Source organism: Emticicia soli (assembly GCF_037860775.1).
Classification (GTDB): Bacteria; Bacteroidota; Bacteroidia; order Cytophagales; family Spirosomataceae; genus Emticicia; species Emticicia soli.
In genome coordinates, this window is record NZ_JBBEWC010000005.1 from 439,551 (window position 1) to 458,626 (window position 19,076).

The following is a 19,076-nucleotide window of genomic DNA, read 5'->3' on the forward strand; positions in this document are numbered from 1 at the left end:
TTGCCATGAACAGAAATCTGAAAGATGGGCTCAATTTTTTCTCTAAAGTAACGCCTGCCCGTGCTTGGAATGCTTTAAAGAATGTGTCGAGCTATGTGGAGTCGAAAATAACCGGAAAGCCTGTTCATAGGGGTTTGCCAATTGCTATCTCTATTGAGCCTACTACCTCATGCAACCTGCGTTGCCCTGAGTGCCCAAGTGGATTAAGAAGTTTCACCCGTCCAACGGGTATGCTAGAAGAAAAACTCTTCAAACAAACCATTGATGAACTTTCGGAAACGCTCCTATACCTTATTTTTTACTTTCAAGGCGAACCATATTTGCACCCTAAATTTCTGGACTTAGTAAAATATGCTTCACAAAAGGGTATTTATACGGCAACATCTACTAACGCCCATTACCTGAGCGATGCCAATGCAAAACGCACAGTAGAATCTGGCCTCGACCGTATGATAATTTCTATTGATGGCACTACACAAGATGTATACGAGCAATATAGGGTAGGGGGTAATTTATCGAAAGTGATTGAAGGAGCGAAGAATATTGTTAAATGGAAAAAAGAACTGAAATCTTCAACTCCTCATGTTATTTTTCAGTTTCTGGTAGTTAAGCCAAACGAGCACCAAATGGAAGAGGCCAAGCAGTTGACCAAGGAAATAGGCGTTGATGAAATTGCTTTTAAAACTGCGCAGATATACGACTACGAAAATGGCTCAGACCTGATACCAACTATTGATAAATATGCCCGCTATGCCCAACAGACCGATGGTACTTATAAAATCAAGAACAAACTGCTTGACCATTGCTGGAAAATGTGGCATTCATGCGTAATAACATGGGACGGCCTAGTGGTGCCATGCTGCTTTGATAAAGACGGAGAGTATAGGCTCGGTGACCTGAAAAATGATAATTTTCAGACGCTCTGGAACAGCCAACCTTATACCGATTTTCGCCAATCGCTTATTCGCTCACGTTCGGAAATAGAAATGTGCAAAAATTGCACTGAGGGTACAAAAGTTTGGGGTTGATAATTCGGCTTTCATTTTATAGATTTGCCCAGATTTTTATTTTTTAACCAACCGAACCTCTATGAATATTTCAGTAAGAGTAAAACTTATGCTCATGATGTTCCTCATGTTTATCACCTGGGGTTCATGGTATGGACAAATGGGCAAATACCTTTTCACTTCTCTTAATGCTTCCGGCGACCAGATTGGTCTGGCTTATGCCACTTTCTCAATCGCTTCTATTGTTGCTCCTTTCTTTATGGGTATGGTTGCAGACCGTTTTTTTTCTGCCCAAAAAGTAATGGGTGTTTTAAACTTATTAGGTGCGGCAATTCTTTATTTTCTTGTTCAGGAGAAAGACCCTGATGTGTTTTTCTGGTATATTTTAGCATATACGCTTACGTTTGCGCCAAACCTTGCTTTGTCGAGCTCAATTGCAATGAATCAGATGAAAAACCCTGAAAAAGAGTTTCCGTCTATTCGTGTAATGGGTACTATCGCCTGGATTGTGGTAACAAACATTATTGGTTTCTATGGCGTTGGGGATAAAGTAACTATCTTCCAGATTGCCATGTTTACTTCTTTAGTGTGGGGCGTTTTTGCATTTACATTACCAAACACACCACCAAAAGCAACAACAGCAACTTCGTTCGGACAAGTATTAGGAACCGATGCTTTTGTACTTTTCAAAGACCGTTCGTTTTTGATTTTCTTCATTAGCTCAATTCTGGTTTGTATTCCGCTTTCGTTCTATTATGCACATGCTAACTTGTCGCTAACAGAATCGAACATGACAAACGTTGAAAACAAAATGTCATTAGGGCAGGTATCAGAGGTATTATTTATGCTTTTGATTCCTTTTGCTTTAACACGTTTCGGAATCAAGAAAATGTTGATAGTTGGGCTTGTAGCCTGGATTATCCGTTTCATCTGTTTCGGTTACGGTGATGGTATTTCATCTGAGTGGGTGTTGTACCTAGCCATTGTTCTACACGGTGTATGTTATGACTTTTTCTTTGTAACAGGTCAGATTTATACAGATAACAAAGCCGGAGAGAAAATCAAAAACTCAGCGCAAGGACTTATTACTTTGGCAACTTATGGTGTAGGTATGGGTATTGGTTCGGTAATATCGGGCCGAGTACTTGATTTCTACACAACAAAAGATGCTGCAGGTAATATTGTACATAACTGGCAAGGCGTATGGATGATTCCGGCTGGTATTGCAGCAGTAGTATTAGTACTTTTTGTTTTGGTATTTAAAGATAACACCCGTAAAGCTAAAGCTTAATTATGGGCGTAGATTAATTATATCTGATTTCCTTATGGGCTCTAGGGCTCATAAGGAAATTGTTTTTTCAGCGTTCTATGAAACTGACTGGTGTTTTATTTATCATTCTGCTCGTGACATCTTCTTGTAGTACTCTACATTCATTAGATGATATGAATTGTAAATTGAGGGAAGACCGCAGCAAAAACTTTATCGGTAAGTGGAAAGTAACAAGCAACGATAAGAAATTTATCTGGCGTTTTTATTCTGATAATACTACCGCCACTTTACAGAACGAGTACCTGACACAGGTATTTGGTAAAGATGTGCATATAAATTCTTGGAAAAATAGCAAGATTGATACCCTAAGCGTATATTTTACAATAGAAGACCAAAATAACTCTAAAATTGTAAAGCCACGATATAAAATAGATTACTTCATTCTTTCAAACGAGTGCAGAAGAATCGAATTAGTCAATGCCAAAACGCTTGATACGCTGGTATTTAAGCGTAAGCAGTATTTCTACCAATAGCCTATTCTTTAAATTTCAGCGCTTCAACCACTCTCATTTTAGATACTATCAGGGTTGGGATAGTTATCACAGCCAATATCAGTAGTACAGTGGCTACATTCAGCAGCATTATAATGAACCAGTCCCACTCAATAGGTACATAGCTGATGTAATAATTCTCAGGGTCAAGCGGAATTACTTTGAAATAGTACTGAATCAAACCTAGACCAATACCTATAAGGTTACCGTAGAGTATGCCTTTCAGAATAATATTCAGCCCGTTGAAAACAAATATTTTGCGTATCTGAGTATTGTCAGAACCCAAGGCTTTCAACATCCCAATCATTGGTGTGCGTTCCATCATCATCACCAATAGCACCGAAATCATATTAAAACAAGCCACAACCAGAATCAAGCCCAATACAATCAGAATATTTTTATCGAGCAGGCTCAACCAGTCAAAAATAGCCGGAAACATATCGGTTATCTTGGTAGCTCTCATATCCTGATTAATTTCGTTTGTTACTACTGCTGTTGTTTCATCTAAATCATCAAAATTCTTCAGAAAAATCTCGTAGTGCCCGCAGGTATTGTTATCCCACTCGTTCATTTTTTGCACCAAGGCCAAATCGCCTATGATATGGTTTTTGTCAAACTCCTCCAATCCGGTTTCGTAAATGCCTACCACTTTTACTTTTCTGACTCTAGGCGGGTTCTGAATGAAATAAATCAGTACATCGTCAGAGAGTTTTATTTTTAGTCGGGTGGCTATTCTTTTACTGATAATTACTTCGTTCGAAAAGCTCGTATCGGCAAATGTAATTCTTTTTCCTTCTATCAGATTCTGTGAGAATGTCTGCCAGTCGTAGTCTTTGCCAACCCCTTTAATAATGATTCCGGCCAGTTCTTCGCTCGATTTAAGCATTCCGGCCTTGTTTCCCACGGCCTGAACGTGCCTTATTTTGCTGGTTTGACGGTAATTATTATAAAAATTTGTTTTTATTGGCATTGGTGTTTCTTCATACGACTGATTCAGTGTAATTTTGCTGACTTGTATATGAGAGCTAAGGCTGAATAGTTTATCTTTGATCGCTTGTTTGTACCCCACAAGTATTGCAAAAGAGATAATCATAACGGCAAGCCCAATGGCAATACTTGCTATGCCGACCTTAACAACCGTAGAAGTAAAAGACTCTGATTTTGTTTTTTGAATACGCTGCGAGATAAAGCGGGATAAATTCATGTGTTTTTGTGATACAAGCCCGGCTCAATGCCGATTATCGTTGAAATGACAAAAGATTTTTACAAAACTATCATTTTTTGCTTTACAACGATACAAATACCATTAACATTAACGTAAAGCTATTTATTGTGAAAGGCCATAGTGATGGTCTAAAAGATATTGTTCATGCATCATAAAACTAAAGTATTTTTATTTAAGGTCTTTCTTTTAGGTTTGTTGACCCTAGGAACCCTGGAAATATTGTATCAGTTTAACCCATACGCCGAAAGAAACTTAGAAATATCTTATACTGCCAGTATTATAGAAAAATACGATAGACTTCAGTCTTTGCCTTCGCCTAAAATAGTGCTGATTGCAGGCTCAAACTTTGCCTATGGTATCAATAGCGAAATGATTGAAAAGAGCTTTGAGAAACCAACCGTAAACATGGCTATGCACTACGACTACGGCACTGATTTTATGCTACGCCAGATTCAGGACGAACTCCATAAAGGTGATACGGTGATAATGGGCTTTGAATACATTATAGAAACCCAAGGCAATATTGGCGAAAAAATACAAATGGCCAAGGTTTTCCCGAAGGCAAACGAATGGTTTACCTATACAGATATTGCTCAATATCTGAGTGAGCAAGCAAGGGTACGTATTTCGAACTTCAAAATAACGCTTGACAGATTAGTTGGCAATGACGACTCTCACCCAACAGTAGAAGACACAACAAGTATTTTTTTCAGAAAGGCCATAAACCAATATGGAGATTTGATTAGTCATCTTAATAATCCTCCGCTAAAGCATATCCCTCCGGCTGTAATTAACGATAAAATAAGTATGCATCTGGCCATTGCCGATATGAATGCCTTTTATGAAAAAATGCAAAAGAAAGGCGTGAAGGTTTATTATTCGTATCCGTCTTATGCACAGTCGAGCTATGAACAGGAGAAGGAAATTATCAATAAACTGGATAAAGAACTAAGGGAAGAGGCTAAGTTTCCGATTTTAGGCAAACTACAGGATTTTGTTTTTGCCGATAGTTTGTGTCAGGATATGGTCTACCACCTCAATGTCAAAGGCCGTGATATTCGTACACAAAAACTGATTGATTTATTAAAAAATGCCCATTAAGCTGAATGACAGGTACAAAGAAATTTATATATAAGGTATTTTTACTAGGAGCCATAATTATTGGCTCTGTGTGGGTATTTAACAAAATATACATAGCCCAAACCTACCCATATGAGTATCTGGGTGGAATGCTTAACGATAAACACGCACTTGCACAAAAAACGCCCTCACCAAAGGTTTTGTGGGTGGGTGGCTCGAGCGGTTCGTTTGGAATTAACAGCGATAGCCTGCAAAAAAATCTGGACTTGCCTGTGGTGAATATGTCATTTATTGCCCCATTGGGTACTTATTTTTTACTGAACGATGCCCTGAAAGAAGTAAAAAAAGGCGATAAGGTATTTGTAAGTACCGAGTACGATATTGAAAAATACAGTACGCCGCAGGTAATTTATTCGGCAGTTGATTATTACCCCGAAGGAAGTATTTATATAGAAAAAGACACCACAATTGTCGATTTCATAGGGCATAGGGTAAAACACAAACTGGCTAATGTAAGCAAGTTATTCTGGAATGTGTTTTCAAAAAACGATGCCGTTAATGCAAATATTGAAGATAATACCTCGGTTTATTTCAGAAGTGCTTTTTCGCCGAAAGGGGATATTATAAGTCATGTAAACAATACGCCTAAAAAAGTTGATTTTTTTCTGTTTCCGAGAGCGCCAATTAATTATTCAAAGCAGATTGATGACCTTAATTATTTTGTAGGCGAAGTACGCAAAAGAGGGGCAGAGGTTTATTATGTTTTTCCGCCTTTGGCCGAGTCTACTTATAATTATGGTAAAGTGGCTGTTGAGTCTGTTGAAAAACAATTGAACGAAAAACTGAATTGTAACATACTGGGAACAGCCAAAGATTTTGTAAGAAAAGATAGCTCTTTCTTTGATTCGTTTTACCATTTAAAGCCAGCAGGCAGAGACCATAACACCGAGCAGATACTGGAGCTATATAAACAGACCCAAACTAAACGTTAACCTGATTTACACACATTTGCTTATTCACATTTTTTCGATATGATATTTAATTCGATAGAGTTTGCGATTTTTTTTCCGATTGTAACACTTGTTTATTTTCTACTTCAGCATAAGCATCGCTGGTGGTGGTTGTTGGCTACTAGTTGCTATTTTTATATGTTTTTTAAGCCTGAGTATATTCTGATACTGGGTTTTACTATCGTAATTGATTATTTCGCAGGGATATTGATTGAGCAGTCGGAAGGACGAAGACGAAAGTGGTATCTGGTAATGAGTTTGATAGCCAATATTGGGGTGCTAGCGGTGTTTAAGTATTATAATTTCTTTACGCTTGCAATAGGAGAGGCCGGGCTTGCCCGCTTGCCTATGCTTAAGATTCTATTGCCCATTGGCTTATCGTTTCATACCTTTCAGGCTATGAGCTACACTATTGAGGTTTACAGAGGGAATCAGAAAGCCGAGCGTCATTTTGGGATTTACTCATTATATGTGATGTTTTATCCACAATTAGTAGCAGGGCCTATTGAGCGGCCACAGAATATATTGCATCAGTTTTACACAAAACACACTTTCGATTACGACAGGGTAACAAGTGGCTTGAAACTGATGGCCTGGGGTTTGTTTAAAAAAGTAGTAATAGCCGACCGGTTGGCACTTTTTGTTGATAAGGTTTATGACCACCCGCTTGATTATCAGGGGATTCCGATTATAGTGGCGACCATCTTCTTCTGTTTCCAGATTTATTGCGATTTCTCGGGTTACTCTGATATTGCCATTGGCTCGGCAAAAGTAATGGGCTTTGAGCTGATGAAAAACTTCGACCGACCTTATTTTTCGAAGAGTATTTCAGAGTTCTGGCGTAGATGGCATATTTCACTATCGGGCTGGTTCCGTGATTATTTGTATATTCCGCTTGGAGGAAATAGAGTAAGCACCTATCGACGTTATTTTAACCTGTTTTTTGTATTTACTATGAGTGGTTTGTGGCACGGAGCAAACTGGAATTTTATTATCTGGGGTGCTTTACATGGTTTTTATCTGATAGCTGCCATAGTATTGGCCAAGCCTCGTAATTTTATCAATAAAATTACTGGTATCACTAAAGTGCCTTTCTTGTTTAAAATAATACAAGTTTCAATCACCTTTGCTTTAGTCGCATTTGCCTGGATATTTTTCAGAGGAACTTACCTTGAATTAAGCTGGACATGGCATTTGGTTACGCATCTTTTCACAGGTTTGCCTTCATTGTCTGAGTTCATGCATCTCGATTATATTTCGCAGTATGTGTTTTTAGATAAAGGAGCTAAAGAGTTCTTTCTTGCCATTGCTTTAATCATATTTATGGAGGTAATTCATTACATGCAGCGTGGTAAAAGTATGCGTGAGTGGATAAGTAATAAACCAACAATTATCCGTTGGGGTATTTATTACTTGTTTATCATGATGTTTTTCATTCTTGGCGTCTTCGATTCTCCGGCACAATTTATCTATTTTCAGTTTTGATGAATGTTTGTCTTGAACTGTGATTGACCTGATTTTATGATTGACCTGAATTTTATGTAATACAAAGATCAAATGCATAGTATAAAAAAGACGGATAATCTCCGTCTTTTTTATTGATAAGTCCTATTGTCAATTTGCAGAAAATCAGAGTAATCATAAAATCAGGTCAATCACAGTTCAAGACAAGAAAAATATTTTTATTAATCTACTTGTTTGGTAGATTATATATATTTTACTTTGTAACAGAATCAAATAGTCATCAACAAATAGGACATACCTACTTTTGTTTGACACCACGGTCGTGTGTCTTGATTGGAAGACGGAGAGTCTCATAAACTCTTTTAAGTGGTTCGACACCACTCACGACAACACATTAATAAGGTTCAGTATTTTAGCACAAGCATGGCTTAATCCTCATTGATAATGATTTTGAATTATTTAGCACTCGCTGTTCCTTTCTTTTTATTTTTTATTTGGCTCGAATATTATATAGCCAAAAAGCAAGGAAAAGATTATTTTAAATTTAATAGCTCAATTGCCAATATCAATGTGGGTATTGCCGAGCGTTTAATCGATTTATTTGCAGCAGGTGGGTTTTATTTTTTTTATGATTACCTGCACACGCATTTTGCTATTTTTGATATTCAACCAAGTATTTTATTGTGGATTGCGCTATTACTTGCCACCGATTTTCTTTGGTATTGGTACCACAGATTTGGGCACGAAATCAATCTCTTCTGGGGGTTTCATGTGGTGCATCACACGAGCGAAGAGTTTAATTATACAGCCGCTACCCGTATTACTATTTTTCAGGCCCTTGTTCGTACATCTTTCTGGTCGGTATTACCTGTTATTGGATTTCCGGCAGAAATGATAACCACTATTTTACTTGTGCATGGTCTGTATCCATTTTTTACACATACTCGTTTGATAGGTAAATTAGGAATACTAGAATACATTATCGTAACGCCGTCACACCATAGGGTGCACCATGCAAGCAATGAGCAATATCTGGATAAAAACTATGGCGATATGTTCATTATCTGGGATAAACTTTTCGGAACTTTTGCCGAAGAAAAAGAAGAACCCACTTTTGGCCTTACCAAACAACTGGGTAGTTATAGTTTTTTATGGCAGCATTTCCATTTTCTGGTTGAGATTGCCTATGCTGCTAAAGAACAAAAAGGATTCTGGAACAAACTAAAAGTAATATTCGGAAAACCCTCTGAGTTTGACCCCGAAATGCGTGCAAAGGCCGAAAAAAGATTCTTATCGGTCAGAAAAGTAAAAGCACATACCACCAAGTTCCGCAAGTATGTAATTGTCCAGATAGCCTTTACTGTCACCGCTTTATTCTTGTTATTATTTTTTGAGCATTACATAGCGTTTTTCTTACAAACCATGATAGCTCTCTTTATACTTGTAACACTTATAAACTGTGGGGCTATTTTAGAGCAAAGGCGATGGGTTTTTTATCTTGAGTTTATACGAGCAAGCCTTATAACAATTACCACATTTTATTATTTCCCCAATCCCACGCTTATTGGTATGTCAATAGTATTACTTATAGTGAGTCTGGCTTATTTTTCCAACTTGCAAAAGCTATATTTAAGGCTCATTTATGGCAAAAGAAAGATACTGAAAAGTGTTTAAATAGATTGTAATTTTTTATTCATCGTAATAGGTTATGGTTGTCAAATTAGCTTGGTTAGTTTCTAGCCAAGCACAATTTTCCAACTAAAAACTAACGTTTCTCGTTAAACGATTGATTTATACTTAAATTTAGGTTTTCAATTAAATATTCACAAAACCATTTTAAAATTATGCAATTCGAAACCCTTCAATTACATGCAGGCCAGGTAGTAGACCCAGTTACCAATTCCAGAGCAGTACCTATTTATCAAACAACTTCTTATACATTTAATAATGCAGAGCACGGAGCCAACCTGTTTGCCTTAAAAGAGTTTGGCAATATATATACTCGTATCATGAACCCAACGAGTGATGTTTTTGAGAAACGCATTGCTGCGCTAGAGGGTGGGGTAGCCGCATTAGCTGTGGGGTCAGGCCATGCAGCACAATTTATTGCTATCAATAATATCACAACCGTTGGCGATAACTTCATTACCTCTTCATTTTTATATGGTGGTACGTACAATCAGTTTAAAAACTCTTTTAAAAATATTGGTGTTGAAGCACGCTTTGCTAATGGAGACGATGTGTCGAGCTTCGAAAAACTGATAGATGAAAAAACTAAGCTTATCTATCTTGAAACTATCGGTAACCCGGGCTTTAGTGTGCCAGATTTTGAGGCTTTTGCCAAATTAGCTCAAAAATATGATATTCCATTAGTGGTTGACAACACCTTTGGTGCCGGTGGAGCTATTGCTCAGCCAATCAAACACGGTGCAAACATTGTGGTAGAATCGGCTACAAAATGGATTGGTGGGCACGGTACTACTATGGGAGGTGTAATTGTAGATGCAGGAAATTTCAATTGGGGCAATGGTAAATTCCCTCAGTTTACAGAGCCTTCGCCGAGCTATCATGGCTTAGTGTTGAACGATGTTTTTGGTATTGGTGGCCCATTCGGCAACATCCAGTTTATTATCAGAGCCAGAGTTGAAGGTTTGAGAGACTGGGGCCCGGCACAAAGTCCATTCAACTCATTCTTATTATTACAAGGTTTAGAAACCCTTAGCTTAAGAGTTGAAAGAATAAACGAGAATGCCTTGAAACTAGCACAATGGTTACAAGCGCACGAGCAAGTTGAAAGTGTTAACTATCTTGGTTTACCAGAAAACCAATACCACGCATTAGCGAAAAAATACCTTAATCGTGGGTTTGGTGGTGTGTTGTCTTTTAAACTAAAAGGTGATAAAGCAAAGGCATCTAAATTTGTTGATAGCCTGAAACTGATAAGCCATTTGGCCAACGTGGGTGATTCAAAAACTTTGATTATCCACCCGGCTTCAACTACGCACTCTCAGTTGTCAGATGCTGAGCAAGCAACTGCAGGCGTTGAACCAACGCAGTTACGTCTTTCGGTAGGTATTGAGCATATCGACGACATCAAGGCTGATATTGAACAAGCTTTGGCTGGTTTGTAAGTAACTAAAGGATTTAACTCGTAGCTATGTTTAGCTGCGAGTTGAATTTTAAAACTTATCTCTATAAAGCAAAATAAGTTGCTAGTAGCAATCACCGCAGGTGAAACGAACTATGGGCATCATTAAAGATATGCGTTGAGGACCCTAAACTTCTACAAGTTTGTAAAGTGCACAACGTGGTTTTTTGTACTCTGATAGCTTCGTTGTTTTAATAAACTAATGAGGCAATCTGGCTTGGCTTATCATTAGCCAAGTCAGATTTTTTTTTGAACCTGTTTATTGGGATTCACAATATAAACGTTCTTTGGAATGCCTCGTTTTGTAGAGACAGGGACTAGGCGTCCCCGCATTGCCCTGTCTCTACTTTGCGCACCCTGAGAAATTATCTTGTAAAGAATTACAGAACGCTTATTTCTTGAATCCTAATAAACAGGTTAATAGATACTACAGAAAGTAAACAATTAAAACAGATTTTAAAATTTTATTAATTAATCTAGTAAATTGATAGATTTTATAGATTTAATTTTTATATTTGCATTACCTTCAATAAACTAAACTAAAAACTTTTTCAACAATTACACACAAAAGTACACACCATGATTTCTAAAAAAGCTAAATATGCATTGAAAGCCTTAAAGGTTTTGGCTGAAAAGTATGGTGAAAAAGATTCACTGACCGTAACCGATATTGCAAGCGAAGAGAATATACCCAGAAAGTTTCTGGAAACTATTCTGCTTGAGCTGCGTAATAACGGTCTTCTAAGCAGCCATAAAGGCAAAAACGGAGGGTATTCTTTAAGTCTAGAACCTCATAAAATTACGCTTGCCCGTATCTTACGTATTACTGATGGCCCTATTGCACCAACCCTGTGCGTATCTATTTATTATTATGATAAATGTGATGATTGTGGCGACGAAGAAACCTGCCCGATACGCCCGATTATGCTGAAAGTACGTGATGCAAATCTGAAAGTATATGAAAATACCACCCTGCTCGATTTTGTGAATAAAAAAGAATTAGAGCTGGTCTAATTCATTGTTTTGCTTAGCCAATTGTTTTCTCAGAAGAGTTTGCTATGCTTAGGGTATCATATTTCAATAGTGCAATCAGGGCATTTTTCAAACAGTTGTTTTGATTTTTACCAAACATAAACTACGATTTTGTAGTTTTTTAGAAAAGCCTGATTTATAGTTTCACAACCATAAGTTACTTTTAACGGATACTTGTATTACATTTTTAGCAAGTGGTTCATCAGGTAAAGATCAAGACTCACAGGCACCTCTGAATAAGCTTTCATCACTTTTCACATAAATAGGATTAAAGCACAAATGACCTGGCAAAGCATATACGAATGGCGAAAAAAGATTTTGATGCAATAATTGTGGGCTCAGGCCCAAATGGTTTAGCTGCGGCAATAGTTTTACAGCAAGCAGGTTTATCTGTTTTAGTAGTTGAAGCAAAAAGCACAGTAGGTGGGGGCTTGCGTTCGGCAGAATTGACACTGCCTGGTTTTATACATGACATTTGTTCAGCCATTCATCCTCTGGCAGTAGCTTCTCCGTTTTTCAGAACTTTGCCCTTAAACAAGCACGGACTTGAATTTATAGAGCCACCCATAGCAGCCGCTCATCCGTTCGACGATGGAACTGCGGCTGTATTGCTACGGTCACTGGAAGAAACCGCCGAGCGATTTGGTGAAGATAAAAAAATGTATCTGAACCTGATAACATCTTTAACAGAGAAATTTCCGGCACTAACCAACGATATATTAGCTCCTTTGCGTATTCCTGAAAATTTATTGGCTTATACAGGTTTTGGGCTTAAAGCAATTTTACCGGCTACTTTGTTAGCCAAACTTTTTTCTACCGAAACAGCCAAAGGACTTTGGGCAGGTATGACAGGGCACTCTATTTTGCCTCTCAGTAGGCTTACCACCTCAGCTATTGGCTTGGTATTAATGGCAGCAGGGCACGCGTACAACTGGCCTATACCCAAAGGTGGCTCACAGAGTATTGCCAATGCATTGGCTTCTTATTTTCAATCATTAGGCGGAAAAATTGAAACCAATTTTTATGTAAAATCATTACAGCAATTACCTTCATCAACAGCTGTATTATTTGATGTAACTCCCCGACAGCTATTACAAATAGCCGGCCATACTTTTTCTTCTATTTACCGATCGCAATTAGAAAGATTTAAGTATGGCATGGGGGTTTTTAAAGTTGACTGGGCACTTGCTGAGCCTGTTCCTTTTACGGCTGAAGACTGCCGCAAGGCCGGAACTATTCATGCAGGTGGTTCTTATAAAGAAATAGCATTGGGCGAAAAGGAAACATGGCAGGGCAAACATGCTGAAAAACCTTTGGTTCTGTTGGCACAGCAAAGTATTTTTGACCCTACCCGTGCACCGCAAGGAAAGCAAACACTCTGGGGCTATTGCCATGTTCCGGCACATTCAACTAAAGATATGACAGAAGCCATCGAAAAACAGGTTGAGCGATTTGCTCCCGGTTTCAGAGAACGCATACTTGCCCGACACGTAATGAACACAGCTCAGATGGAAGAACATAACCCAAATTATGTTGGCGGAGATATAAACGGTGGCGCTTTAGACATCACACAACTGTTTACTCGCCCGGCTCTTCGCTGGTCGCCTTACCGAACGTCTACCAAAGGTTTGTATATTTGTTCGTCGTCTACACCACCGGGTGGAGGTGTGCATGGCATGGCGGGTTATCATGCAGCACAACGGGCCTTAAAGGATTTATTTTAATACAATCGTAAAAAATATTTTATTTATATTGAGCGCCAAAACCACTATATCACTCTAAACATGTCAAACCCTACGAAAAGAATTGTATTAACTGAAGACTGGACAGTCGTCGTCTTAGGATTCTCCATCATTTTACTAGCCGTTTTAGGCGTTTTATTACCTGTTCCTTCTTTTGGCTGGAACAATACCAGCGAGTTGCTCGATAAAGTACTCTCAGGTGCCAACATACAGAAAATTCTTATTCAACTAGTGGCTGTGGTTATTGTGGCGGTAGCTGGGGCACTTTTATTGGGTAAGTCTGTCAAACCTTTTTTTACGGGTTTACCAGTAGTCTACTTTTTAACTATTCTGGCTTTAATCATTACTGGGAATAGTGCTGCAAAAGACTTGAATCTGGAAGCCGTAATCTTTAGCCTTATTATTGGTTTAGTGATTGGCAATACAGTTAAATTACCTGAATGGCTCAAAGCCGCCTTATCGACCGAATTATTTGTGAAAGTAGGTTTAGTGCTCTTAGGCACAAGCGTTATTTTTTCTGATATTCTTAAATCTGGTTCTTTGGGTATCATTCAGGCGCTTGTAGTTGTAGTATCAGTTTGGTATTTCGCATTCTGGCTTTCTAAGAAAATGGGTATCGACGAAGAAATGGGAATTATGCTTTCGAGTGCTGTTTCTATTTGTGGAGTTTCGGCTGCTATTGCTACCTCTGGCGCTATTAAAGGCGATTCTAAGAAATTATCTTATGTAATATCGCTGGTATTGATTACGGCTATACCGATGATGATATTTATGCCTTATGCCGCTAAAGCAATGGGGCTTTCAGAAGCGGTAACAGGAGCATGGCTTGGCGGAACTATCGATACTACAGGTGCCGTAGCCGCTGCCGGAACATTGGTGGGCGAAGAAGCTCTTAAAGTAAGTACAATCGTTAAGTTTTCACAAAACTTGTTGTTGGGTGTAGCTGCCTTTGCTATTTCTATCTACTGGACAGTTACCAACAACCCATTGGCAAAAGATAAAGATACTAAGCCATCATTAGGCGTAATCTGGGAGCGTTTCCCTAAGTTCGTTTTGGGTTTTGTGGCAGCTTCATTATTGTTCTCATTTGCTTTATCGCCTGAAACAGTAAGCTCGGTAAAAGGAAGTCTTAAAAATTTTCAGGGTTTATGGTTTGCTTTAGCTTTCACAAGCATTGGTTTAGAAACAAATTTCGCTGACATATTCAATAAAGACAGCAAAAAGCCTTTGTATGCCTTTCTTATTGCACAGGGCTTCAATATACTTGTAACATTGCTTGTTGCTTATTTTTTGTTTAGATAAGTAGCTTACTGAATTCAAATATGTGTGTGGCCGTCTCAAAAGAAAGCTATACAAAATATTATTTGGAAAGGCTTCAACCCCACACCCCAACGGCAGCGGCCGACCGTCCCTCTCCCCAACTATGGGGAGAGGGGCTTTTTTGTCCCCTCCCCACAGTTGGGGAGGGTTAGGGCGACCCGCGTAGGGTGGGGTCTTTCCCAAATATTATTTGGTATAGAAAACTTTTGAGACGGCCTCACAAGTGTTATAAAGAGGTTTTTCAGCATGTCGCTTTTTTATTCCTAAAAATGAACTCAATTCTTTGTTTAGAATGTTATGCAATAAAATACTAAATCTATTAAACTTATAGATTAAATATTTTTATATTTGCTTCATCTAAAACCAAGGAAAATTATGAGATTATTTACCACATTTGTAGCATTAGGCTTATCGGTAGCCACTTTCACAGCGCAAGCACAAAAAAGCCCGAAAAACGGTAATTGGCGCGGTACTTTTAAACTAGCCAATGAGCAAGAAGCTCCCTTCAATTTTGAACTGCAAGGTAAAACAGCCTATTTACTCAATGGCGCAGAGCGATTTGAGCTAAAAGGCATTACTCAAACCAAAGATTCCTTGTTTATTCCCGTTGATATTTATGATGCGGTTATTGCAGCAAAAATTATTAACCCAAATACGCTTTCGGGTGTATTTAAGAAATTCAATACGGCCAAACCAGATAAGGGAATTGAATTTACAGCAGAATACGGTAAAAAGTATCGTTTCTTTGAGAACCCCGGCGCAGCAAGTGTCAGCCTTCAAGGTAATTGGGATGTTGTGATAGGAGAGAGCACAAATAAAATTGTAGGGGTATTTGAGCAATTCGGCAGTAAACTGACTGGAACATTCCTGACCACCACAGGCGACTACCGCTATTATGAAGGCTCAGTGCAAGGCAATAATTTTTACTTGTCAGCTTTTAGTGGCTCAGGTGTATCGTTGATTAAAGGCAAAGTGACAGGCGACGATTTAAGCGCCGAAATAATTAATATCAGAGGCTCTCAGCCAATAAAAGGCGTGCGTAACGATAAAGCCGAGCTGCCAGATGCCTACACTTTAACCACTATTAAAGAAGGAACCGATTTTGATTTTACCTTCCCTGATGCCTTTACCGGAAAACCTGTTTCTTTAAAAGACCCTAAGTACAAAGGTAAAGCGGTGTTAGTGACAATTCTTGGTAGCTGGTGCCCCAACTGTCTTGATGAAGCGGCTTTTCTGGCGCCTTGGTACAAAGCCAATCGCAAAAGAGGCGTTGAAATAATAGGCTTGTCATTCGAACGTAAAGATGACCCTAAATATGCCAAAGAACGATTAGAAGTACTTAAAAAACGCTTTGGTATTGAATATGATTTACTTTTTGCAGGTATAGCCGATAAAGATGTTGCCTCAAAAGCATTACCTGCCCTAAGCGCAGTATTATCGTTCCCAACCACTATATTGGTTGATAAAGACGGAAAAGTGAGTAAAATTCATACTGGCTATACAGGCCCGGCTACAGGTAAATACTACGAAGAGTTTGTAAAAGAATTCAACAAAGATATTGACGAAGTATTAGGCGCAGAGTACACAGTTGCTAAGCCTAAGCAAGCTGATAGATAATATATTATTGGGCAGGTGTTTTTACGGCACCTGCTCATTTCCTGCATTTTAATAAGTAAATCATCTAAATTTTAACCTTTTTTTTGTAAGAAATTATTTTTGAAATTAATCTACTAAAGTAATAGACTATATAGATTATTTGTTTATATTTGCATCATCAAACTAATTCACAACAATAAAAACCATAATAATTTTATAGATATGAGTAACTATAGCCAAAAATATGACCCGGCTCTGTGGGATACTGAGATTGCGGTAAAAAAGAATAATGCTAAGTTGTTACCATTAGCAACTGGCTCAAAAGTACCCGATATTACTTTCAAAAAAGATATGGGTATCTGGCAAAATGTTTCGTATCGATTCAATTATACTCCGGCCACTATAAAATCTATCATTGATAATAGACCATTGGTGATTAGCTTTTTATCGGGCGGTTGGAATAATTATGGTTTAAAACATCTGAAACTATTAAATCAGGCGTATGCTGAGATTGCGGCGCTTGGTGGTAATCTGTTAGTAATTGTACACGCTTCTTATGCCGATGTAAGAGAAATGGTGCAATACTTTGAGATTCCGTTCAATGTGATAGCAGACCCTACGAATGAAATTTCAGAACGATTTGGTTTGTTTTCAAAAGATGTACCCGTGTGGGATAAAGTATCGGGGATTTCAGAAGAAGTGCCGATTCCGGCTACTTATGTACTCAATCAGTATGGTAATGTAATATATCATACCATCGACGAGGACTTCTTACATACATTTTCGGCCACAAAAGTATTAGGGGCGGTGTTTGCCGCTGTTAATAGAGTGCCCTTTATTTCAGACTATAATTACGCAGCTTAAGAAATTATACGCTCATGAAAATCGCATCAAACATCAATTTCCTTACTATTCCGGGCTTGGCTAGTTCTGGCCCAAGACACTGGCAGACAATCTGGGAAAAACAGCACCCGTATTTGTTTACCCGAGTTGAACAAGATAACTGGGATTTGCCCGCATGTGCTGCCTGGGTTGAAAAATTGCAGGAATATGTAGCACAGCTAAACCAACCAACTGTTTTGGTAGCGCATAGCCTTGGCTGCTTAACTGTGGCGCATTGGGCACAAAAATACTTTTCGCCATTGGTGAAAGGTGCTTTGTTGGTGGCTCCGGCCGATGCTGAATATTCGGAGAGATTGAATTTTGTTGAGGGTTTTAACCCTATACCTAATACGCCGCTTCCGTTTGAAACTGTGGTAGTGGCTAGCACCAACGATATTTATGCCTCTATTGAACGCTCTGAATACTTTGCTGATAGTTGGGGCAGTACATTTTTAAATATTGGAGAAAAAGGGCATATCAATGCCAGTTCAGGATTTGGCGAGTGGAAAGAAGGAAAAATTATTCTGAACCAGTTTGTTAATGTTTTAACCGACCCCTTTCAGCTTCAATGCGCTTAAAAAGGTGATTCGTCGGGATTTTATCATGAAAATTAATTAACCTAAACAATATTGCTCCTTTGCTTATGGCAGGGAGAAGGTATCGCTTTGTCACAATTTTTTACATTTTGAGGAATTTTGTAAAATTTGACTATTTTTGTGACTGATACAATAATCTAACCTAATGAAAAGAGTTTACCTAAGTGATTCGGGCCCGAAAGTATCAGAAGCAATTTATGGTTTCTGGAGATGGAATGATGAAGGGCAAAGCACAACTTCACAAATTGAAAAGATAATCAATCTTTGCTTAGAATTAGGCATCAATACCTTCGACCACGCCGATGTATATGGCAACAATACGATTGAAGAGCATTTTGGTAAAATTATCAAGAACAAATCCTTCAAGCGTGAAGATATAGTGTTATTCAGCAAATGCGGAATCAGACATTCTGACGATGGCACTTTTGAATATTATGATACTTCAAGAGACCACATTCTGAAAAGCGTTGATAACTCGCTGAAAAGACTCAAAACAGATTATCTTGATATTTTCTTGTTGCATCAAAGCGATTTTCTAGCCGACCCTGAGCAAACAGCCAGTGCTTTAGCACAGGTGGTTAATTCAGGTAAAGTTAATCATATAGGGGTAGCCAATTTTACGGTGTTTCAGCACCAATTGCTGGCTTCATACCTTACAATCCCGATTGTAACCAACCATATTGAGTTAAACCTCATGAATACAAGTGCTATTGAAGACGGTCGCATTGATTTCATCAAGCAAAGTTTCAGTAAGCCGTTAGCATGGGCACCATTGGCAGGTGGTAGAATATTAAATGGTGAAGACATAAAAGCAGTTAACCTAAGAGCTAAACTAGAGAAAATCGGTAGTAAATACGATGCTAATATTGAACAAACAGCAGTAGCCTGGTTGATGAAATTAGGTACTTTACCTATCATTGGTTCAATCTCTGAGAGCCGTATCCGAAATGCCGCTAGTGCAACAGGCGTAAAACTAAGCAATCAGGATTGGTACGAGATTTATAATGTGGTGTGTGGACCAAAAAACACCGATATTTCGCACGAATAAACCAGCACTAAAAGCTAATTAAAATACATCTGCAAATCCATTATTCGGCTCTTGTCGGGTAATGGATTTTCTGTTTATATTCTTTATCTTTGTTCAAAACGTATT

16 protein-coding genes are annotated in these 19,076 nt (G+C 38.4%); 15 read left to right on the forward strand and 1 reads right to left on the reverse strand.

Annotated elements, in window-relative coordinates; genetic code table 11:
- The first annotated feature begins 5 nt into the window (after nucleotides 1-5).
- From WAE64_RS09870 to WAE64_RS09880, 3 genes are all read left to right on the forward strand, one after another.
- A complete protein-coding gene (locus WAE64_RS09870) occupies nucleotides 6-1,028 on the forward strand; it encodes an SPASM domain-containing protein (protein ID WP_340236198.1) in 1,023 nt (340 codons plus the stop codon).
- Nucleotides 1,029-1,089: 61 nt separating this feature from the next.
- On the forward strand, nucleotides 1,090-2,298 hold the full coding sequence (locus WAE64_RS09875; RefSeq protein ID WP_340236199.1) for a nucleoside permease: 1,209 nt from the start codon (nucleotides 1,090-1,092) through the stop codon (nucleotides 2,296-2,298).
- A gap of 152 nt (nucleotides 2,299-2,450) precedes the next feature.
- Nucleotides 2,451-2,810, forward strand: coding sequence for a hypothetical protein (locus tag WAE64_RS09880; protein ID WP_340236200.1), 360 nt, complete (start codon nucleotides 2,451-2,453; stop codon nucleotides 2,808-2,810).
- A gap of 1 nt (nucleotide 2,811) precedes the next feature.
- Here the strand turns inward: WAE64_RS09880 and WAE64_RS09885 are convergent, their stop codons facing one another.
- Entirely contained in the window at nucleotides 2,812-4,032 is a 1,221-nt protein-coding gene (locus WAE64_RS09885) for an ABC transporter permease (RefSeq protein ID WP_340236201.1), read from the reverse strand.
- A 165-nt stretch (nucleotides 4,033-4,197) separates the two neighbouring features.
- Here WAE64_RS09885 and WAE64_RS09890 point away from each other — a divergent pair, with 165 nt between their 5' ends.
- From WAE64_RS09890 to WAE64_RS09945, 12 genes are all read left to right on the forward strand, one after another.
- Nucleotides 4,198-5,154: a hypothetical protein gene (locus WAE64_RS09890; RefSeq protein ID WP_340236202.1), complete on the forward strand. Its 957-nt coding sequence runs from the start codon at nucleotides 4,198-4,200 to the stop codon at nucleotides 5,152-5,154.
- Nucleotides 5,155-5,159: 5 nt separating this feature from the next.
- Nucleotides 5,160-6,125 carry a hypothetical protein gene (locus WAE64_RS09895; protein WP_340236203.1) on the forward strand — a complete coding sequence of 322 codons (966 nt, stop codon included), beginning with the start codon at nucleotides 5,160-5,162 and terminating at the stop codon, nucleotides 6,123-6,125.
- Between the two features lie 39 nt (nucleotides 6,126-6,164).
- Nucleotides 6,165-7,628, forward strand: a complete 1,464-nt coding sequence (locus WAE64_RS09900; protein WP_340236204.1) for an MBOAT family O-acyltransferase — start codon at nucleotides 6,165-6,167, stop codon at nucleotides 7,626-7,628.
- Nucleotides 7,629-8,051: 423 nt separating this feature from the next.
- Nucleotides 8,052-9,281, forward strand: a complete 1,230-nt coding sequence (locus tag WAE64_RS09905) for a sterol desaturase family protein (protein ID WP_340236205.1) — start codon at nucleotides 8,052-8,054, stop codon at nucleotides 9,279-9,281.
- 170 nt (nucleotides 9,282-9,451) lie between these two features.
- A complete protein-coding gene (locus tag WAE64_RS09910) occupies nucleotides 9,452-10,738 on the forward strand; it encodes an O-acetylhomoserine aminocarboxypropyltransferase/cysteine synthase family protein (RefSeq protein WP_340236206.1) in 1,287 nt (428 codons plus the stop codon).
- Between the two features lie 596 nt (nucleotides 10,739-11,334).
- On the forward strand, nucleotides 11,335-11,769 hold the full coding sequence (locus WAE64_RS09915) for an RrF2 family transcriptional regulator (protein ID WP_340236207.1): 435 nt from the start codon (nucleotides 11,335-11,337) through the stop codon (nucleotides 11,767-11,769).
- Between the two features lie 320 nt (nucleotides 11,770-12,089).
- Nucleotides 12,090-13,511 carry a phytoene desaturase family protein gene (locus tag WAE64_RS09920; RefSeq protein WP_340236208.1) on the forward strand — a complete coding sequence of 474 codons (1,422 nt, stop codon included), beginning with the start codon at nucleotides 12,090-12,092 and terminating at the stop codon, nucleotides 13,509-13,511.
- A 60-nt stretch (nucleotides 13,512-13,571) separates the two neighbouring features.
- Nucleotides 13,572-14,831: a YeiH family protein gene (locus WAE64_RS09925; RefSeq protein WP_340236209.1), complete on the forward strand. Its 1,260-nt coding sequence runs from the start codon at nucleotides 13,572-13,574 to the stop codon at nucleotides 14,829-14,831.
- 393 nt (nucleotides 14,832-15,224) lie between these two features.
- Nucleotides 15,225-16,466, forward strand: a complete 1,242-nt coding sequence (locus WAE64_RS09930) for a peroxiredoxin family protein (protein WP_340236210.1) — start codon at nucleotides 15,225-15,227, stop codon at nucleotides 16,464-16,466.
- 201 nt (nucleotides 16,467-16,667) lie between these two features.
- On the forward strand, nucleotides 16,668-17,309 hold the full coding sequence (locus WAE64_RS09935) for a redoxin domain-containing protein (protein ID WP_340236211.1): 642 nt from the start codon (nucleotides 16,668-16,670) through the stop codon (nucleotides 17,307-17,309).
- Nucleotides 17,310-17,323: 14 nt separating this feature from the next.
- Nucleotides 17,324-17,905: an RBBP9/YdeN family alpha/beta hydrolase gene (locus tag WAE64_RS09940; protein WP_340236212.1), complete on the forward strand. Its 582-nt coding sequence runs from the start codon at nucleotides 17,324-17,326 to the stop codon at nucleotides 17,903-17,905.
- A gap of 163 nt (nucleotides 17,906-18,068) precedes the next feature.
- Nucleotides 18,069-18,971 carry an aldo/keto reductase gene (locus WAE64_RS09945; RefSeq protein WP_340236213.1) on the forward strand — a complete coding sequence of 301 codons (903 nt, stop codon included), beginning with the start codon at nucleotides 18,069-18,071 and terminating at the stop codon, nucleotides 18,969-18,971.
- Nucleotides 18,972-19,076: the final 105 nt, after the last annotated feature.

Bases quoted from the DNA above. Each gene is read 5' to 3' on its own strand.
- WAE64_RS09910 (WP_340236206.1), top strand. From the start codon at position 9,452: ATGCAATTCGAAACCCTTCAATTACATGCAGGCCAGGTAGTAGACCCA.
- WAE64_RS09900 (WP_340236204.1), top strand. From the start codon at position 6,165: ATGATATTTAATTCGATAGAGTTTGCGATTTTTTTTCCGATTGTAACA.
- WAE64_RS09890 (WP_340236202.1), top strand. From the start codon at position 4,198: ATGCATCATAAAACTAAAGTATTTTTATTTAAGGTCTTTCTTTTAGGT.
- WAE64_RS09945 (WP_340236213.1), top strand. From the start codon at position 18,069: ATGAAAAGAGTTTACCTAAGTGATTCGGGCCCGAAAGTATCAGAAGCA.
- WAE64_RS09875 (WP_340236199.1), top strand. From the start codon at position 1,090: ATGAATATTTCAGTAAGAGTAAAACTTATGCTCATGATGTTCCTCATG.
- WAE64_RS09880 (WP_340236200.1), top strand. From the start codon at position 2,451: ATGAATTGTAAATTGAGGGAAGACCGCAGCAAAAACTTTATCGGTAAG.
- WAE64_RS09935 (WP_340236211.1), top strand. From the start codon at position 16,668: ATGAGTAACTATAGCCAAAAATATGACCCGGCTCTGTGGGATACTGAG.
- WAE64_RS09925 (WP_340236209.1), top strand. From the start codon at position 13,572: ATGTCAAACCCTACGAAAAGAATTGTATTAACTGAAGACTGGACAGTC.
- WAE64_RS09930 (WP_340236210.1), top strand. From the start codon at position 15,225: ATGAGATTATTTACCACATTTGTAGCATTAGGCTTATCGGTAGCCACT.
- WAE64_RS09870 (WP_340236198.1), top strand. From the start codon at position 6: ATGAACAGAAATCTGAAAGATGGGCTCAATTTTTTCTCTAAAGTAACG.
- WAE64_RS09920 (WP_340236208.1), top strand. From the start codon at position 12,090: ATGGCGAAAAAAGATTTTGATGCAATAATTGTGGGCTCAGGCCCAAAT.
- WAE64_RS09895 (WP_340236203.1), top strand. From the start codon at position 5,160: ATGACAGGTACAAAGAAATTTATATATAAGGTATTTTTACTAGGAGCC.
- WAE64_RS09885 (WP_340236201.1), bottom strand. From the start codon at position 4,032: ATGAATTTATCCCGCTTTATCTCGCAGCGTATTCAAAAAACAAAATCA.
- WAE64_RS09915 (WP_340236207.1), top strand. From the start codon at position 11,335: ATGATTTCTAAAAAAGCTAAATATGCATTGAAAGCCTTAAAGGTTTTG.
- WAE64_RS09905 (WP_340236205.1), top strand. From the start codon at position 8,052: ATGATTTTGAATTATTTAGCACTCGCTGTTCCTTTCTTTTTATTTTTT.
- WAE64_RS09940 (WP_340236212.1), top strand. From the start codon at position 17,324: ATGAAAATCGCATCAAACATCAATTTCCTTACTATTCCGGGCTTGGCT.